The organism is uncultured Rikenella sp. (assembly GCF_947628055.1).
GTDB lineage: Bacteria > Bacteroidota > Bacteroidia > Bacteroidales > Rikenellaceae > Rikenella.
The window spans coordinates 1-4,142 of the sequence record NZ_CANQYJ010000146.1; the positions used below are offsets into that span (position 1 = coordinate 1).

Genomic DNA, 4,142 nt, shown 5'->3' on the forward strand with positions numbered 1-4,142 from the left:
GGCGAAGCCGCTCGGGGGGTGGGCGCGAGGTCGAACTGAGGAGCAGTAGAGCGGTCTATTGCCCCGGCCCAAAGAAAAAGCAATGCAGGAGGACTGCGGAGCCTAAGAAGTCGGGTAATTACAGCCCGGAAAGCCCCTATGGGGCCTTTCTTTTCAAAGAAAGAACAGTCACTCACAGTAGGGCACAGAATGAACGAACGATTATTCCGGTCGGTAAAGTTAGGCATTTTTCCGCATCGGGACAGGCCGATATAGCGCAAATCATTTCGCAGCCCACCATTCGATATGAGTATTTATACCCATTCCTACAGCAAAGAGATTTTCATACCTTTGTTATCGTAATAATTTTCTTTCAGGCACGCCGGAGATAGACAGACAGACAACATGCCGGCGAAAACATTAAACCCACGGAATGGACAACTTCACCCCCACCCGCTACACCCTGACCAACGTGGCCACCGGCCGTGAATTTGAAGACCGGGGATGGATGCTCGACGACCCCGAGAGCCCGGAACCCTCACTGATACGCACCCGCTACGCCAGCAAACAGATCCACGTGCGGAGCGAAGACCACGGCATCTACCGATTTTGCGACTGGCTGCCCGTGCGCCGGATGCTCAAAGGCTCCCACGCCCCGGTGACCTACAAAAGCAAACGGCTCGCCGAACACCTCGGATTGAAAAACCTGTATATCACCTTCAGCGGCTACTTTCCCGAAGTCGGAGCCCGGATGACCACCTGCTCGTTCAAGGAAACCGAAGCCTACAACGTCTGCGCCCGCAGAGCCGACGACGAGAAACGCGTGCTGGTAGTCGCATCGGCGGGGAATACCGCACGAGCCTTCGCCAAAGTATGCTCCGACAACCGCATTCCGCTGCTGCTGTCCGTACCCGAAGACAACATCAACGCCCTTTGGTTCGAGGCACCGCTCGATCCGTGCGTGAAACTCATCGCACCGCAGACAGGAGGCGACTATTTCGACGCCATCCATTTGAGCAACCTGGCTTTGGGATCACCCTTGTTTTATGCCGAGGGAGGAGCCAAGAACGTCGCCCGGCGCGACGGGATGGCCACGACCGTGCTGTCGGCGGCGACGACCATAGGCGAAATACCGGACTACTACTTCCAGGCCGTGGGGAGCGGCACCGGCGCCATTGCCGCCTGGGAAGCCAATATGCGGCTCATCGAAGACGGCCGGTTCGGGAACAAAGTGATGAAACTGATGGTATCGCAGAACATACCGTTCACCCCGATGTACGACGCATGGCGGGCGGACTCGCGCGAGATGCTGCCATACGACGCCGACCAGGCGCGGGCGGACGCCGAAGCGATCGACGCCAAAGTGCTGTCGAACCGCAAACCGCCGTACAGCGTGCGCGGCGGACTGTACGACGCCTTGAAAGCGACAGACGGCGATATTTTAGTAGCCACGAACGAAGAGGCAAGGGCGGCGCGCCGTTTGTTCGAGGAGATGGAAGGAGTGGATATCTACTCGGCCGCGGGAGTGGCCCTGGCGACGCTGATCCAGGCAGTGAAAGCAGGCACGGTCGATCCGGACAAGATCGTGATGCTGAATATCACCGGCGGCGGCGAGCACTACTTCCAGCGGGACAAACAGCTGTGGTATCTCAAACCGCACCAGGTCTTTCCGCTCGACCCGGAGCCGGACTATGTAGTCCGTACCGTCGAAAAACTTTTTGCAAGAGGATAAATCCGAGAACCGGCCTTACAAGGGGTCATCTATGGGACGCGACCGCACTCCGCACGTGGGCATCTACGGCGTGACGAACGCCGGGAAAAGCAGCCTGCTGAACCGACTGACCGGCCAGCAGGCAGCCATCGTGTCGCCGCTGGCGGGCACGACAGCCGATCCCGTGCGGCGGACATTCGAGATCGCAGGCTATGGGCCGGTGGTATTCATCGACACGGCGGGAATCGACGACGAGGCCGGCGAACTGGGGCGGCAGCGGGTGCGGAAAACGCGGCAAACGTTGACGGAAGTCGATCTGGCGGTGGTTCTTTTGAGAGAATCCGAACCGTCGGTAATGGAGCGGCGGTGGATAGAGACTGTCCGGGCCAACGATATTCCGACACTTATCTTGCCGAACCGGGCGGAACTTCTTTCGTCGGATGAAATCTTAAAACGTATTCGGGAAAACATTCCGGAACTGTCGCAGAAGGTGCCGCCGTTTTTCGGGGAGCGCCCGATTGCGGCGGGGGACACGATCCTATTCGTCTGTCCGATCGACGGGGCGGCTCCGGCAGGGCGACTGATCCTGCCGCAGGTGCAAGCGCTGCGTGCGGCGCTGGACTTGGGAGCGATAGCGGTGGCGGTGCAGCCGGGACAGCTCGCGGCGGCTTTGCCAGTCCATAAACCGCGGCTGATCGTGACCGACAGTCAGGCGTTCCGGGAGGTGACGGCGGTGGCGCGTGAGCTCTGTCCGGCGACAGAGGTGACTTCGTTCAGCGTTCTACTTGCGGAACAGAAAGGGGATGCGGAGGTCTATGCCGAAGGGTTGCGGGCGGTCGACACCCTCAAACCGGGCGACCGGATATTGATTGTCGAAAACTGCTCGCACCAGATCACTTGCGAAGACATCGGACGGACGAAAATTCCGCAGTGGCTGCGGGAATATACGGGAACTGAAGACCTGCGGTTCACGTTCGTCAGCGGCCGCGACCCGTTTCCGGCGGAGCTGGGCTCACCGGGGGGATATTTTGCGCTGGCGGTGCAGTGCGGGGGGTGCGTCTCGACGCGGCGGCAGATTCAGGCGCGCATTCACGCTTGTCGCAAAAACGGGGTGCCGATCACCAATTACGGCATGCTGATCCGCAAGCTGCGGGTGGGGCGGTCAATTCATCGGTGATTTTCGCCGGCGGTAACACGGGTTCCGGCAAAACGAAGTTTCGCAAGCCCGGCGCGGGGCCCCGTTGGGGCTTTTGTTAGAGTTTGAGAGGACTTAGTTAAACGGCCTGCCCGGCCCGATGGCAGTTTCCTCCTTTGGGGATAGTTTATCTTGCTACCGGCAGGCCAATAAAACACCCGAAGGGTGCGGATCGCATGCCGAGCGGCACCCCGCGCGCGACGGCTGGAGTAGGAAATCGTTCAAAAGCAATTCATGCTTTTGAACAGGATTTCCGCCAGTGCGCGGATAAAGAATAATTGGGGTAGTTCCGACCTAAGCGAAACGCAGTTTCGCACGCCCACCGCGGGCACGCGGCCCCGCGCGGGAGCGCAGTCTCCTCAAACTCCCCGCGCGCGACGGTTGGAATAGGAAATCGTTCAAAAGCAGCTTGCGTTTTTGAACAAGATTTCCGCCAGCGCGCGGACAATGAATAATTGGGATAGAGGCGGCCATAGCGATGTGTTAGCATCGCTCGCCCGGCGGAGGCACCCGCGGCCCGCCCGGCCCGAGGGCAGTTTCTTCCGGTTAAAGGTGTAGCCTCCCCCCGCTGGAGTGCCCAGCGGCACCGACCCCGCGCGCGACGGTTGGAATAGGAAATCGTTCAAAAACATGAATTGCTTTTGAACAAGATTTCCGCCAGCGCGCGGGACAATGAATAATTGGGGGTAGAGGCTGCCATAGCGATGCGTTAGCATCGCTCGCCCGGCGGAGGCACCCGCGGCCTGCCCGGCCCGATGGCAGTTTCCTCCGATTAAGGTATAGCAAACTTCCCCGCTGGAGTGCCGAGCGGCACCGGCATCCGCGCGCAACGGCTGGAGTAGGAAATCGTTCAAAAGCGCAGCTGCTTTTGAACAAGATTTCCGCCAGCGCGCGGACAAAAAATAATTTGGGGTAGAGGCTGCCATAGCAATGTGTTAGCATCGCTCGCCCGGCGGGGGCACCCGCGGCCCGCCCGGCCCGACGGCAGTTTCCTCCTTTGGCGATAGTTTATCTTGCTACCGGCAGGCCAATAAAACACCCGAAGGGTGCGGTTCGCGTGTCGAGCGGCACCGGCATCCGCGCGCAACGGCTGGAGTAGGAAATCGTTCAAAAACAATTCATGCTTTTGAACAGGATTTCCGCCAGTGCGCGGGCAAAGAATGTTCATCCCCCGGCACGCGGGTAAAGAATGATTCTGAATAGTACCGGGTCGCCGCCAGCGGAAAGAGCAACGAGCTCTGCCGAAGTTGCTCGCGC

2 protein-coding genes are annotated in these 4,142 nt (G+C 59.6%); both read left to right on the forward strand.

Features of this window, described 5'->3' with window-relative positions; genetic code table 11:
• Window positions 1-412 precede the first annotated feature (412 nt).
• Window positions 413-1,711, forward strand: coding sequence for a cysteate synthase (locus Q0Z93_RS09755; protein WP_298065042.1), 1,299 nt, complete (start codon window positions 413-415; stop codon window positions 1,709-1,711).
• Window positions 1,698-2,867, forward strand: coding sequence for a GTPase (locus Q0Z93_RS09760; protein ID WP_298065045.1), 1,170 nt, complete (start codon window positions 1,698-1,700; stop codon window positions 2,865-2,867). The genes Q0Z93_RS09755 and Q0Z93_RS09760 overlap by 14 nt, the downstream gene beginning before the upstream one ends.
• Window positions 2,868-4,142 lie beyond the last annotated feature (1,275 nt).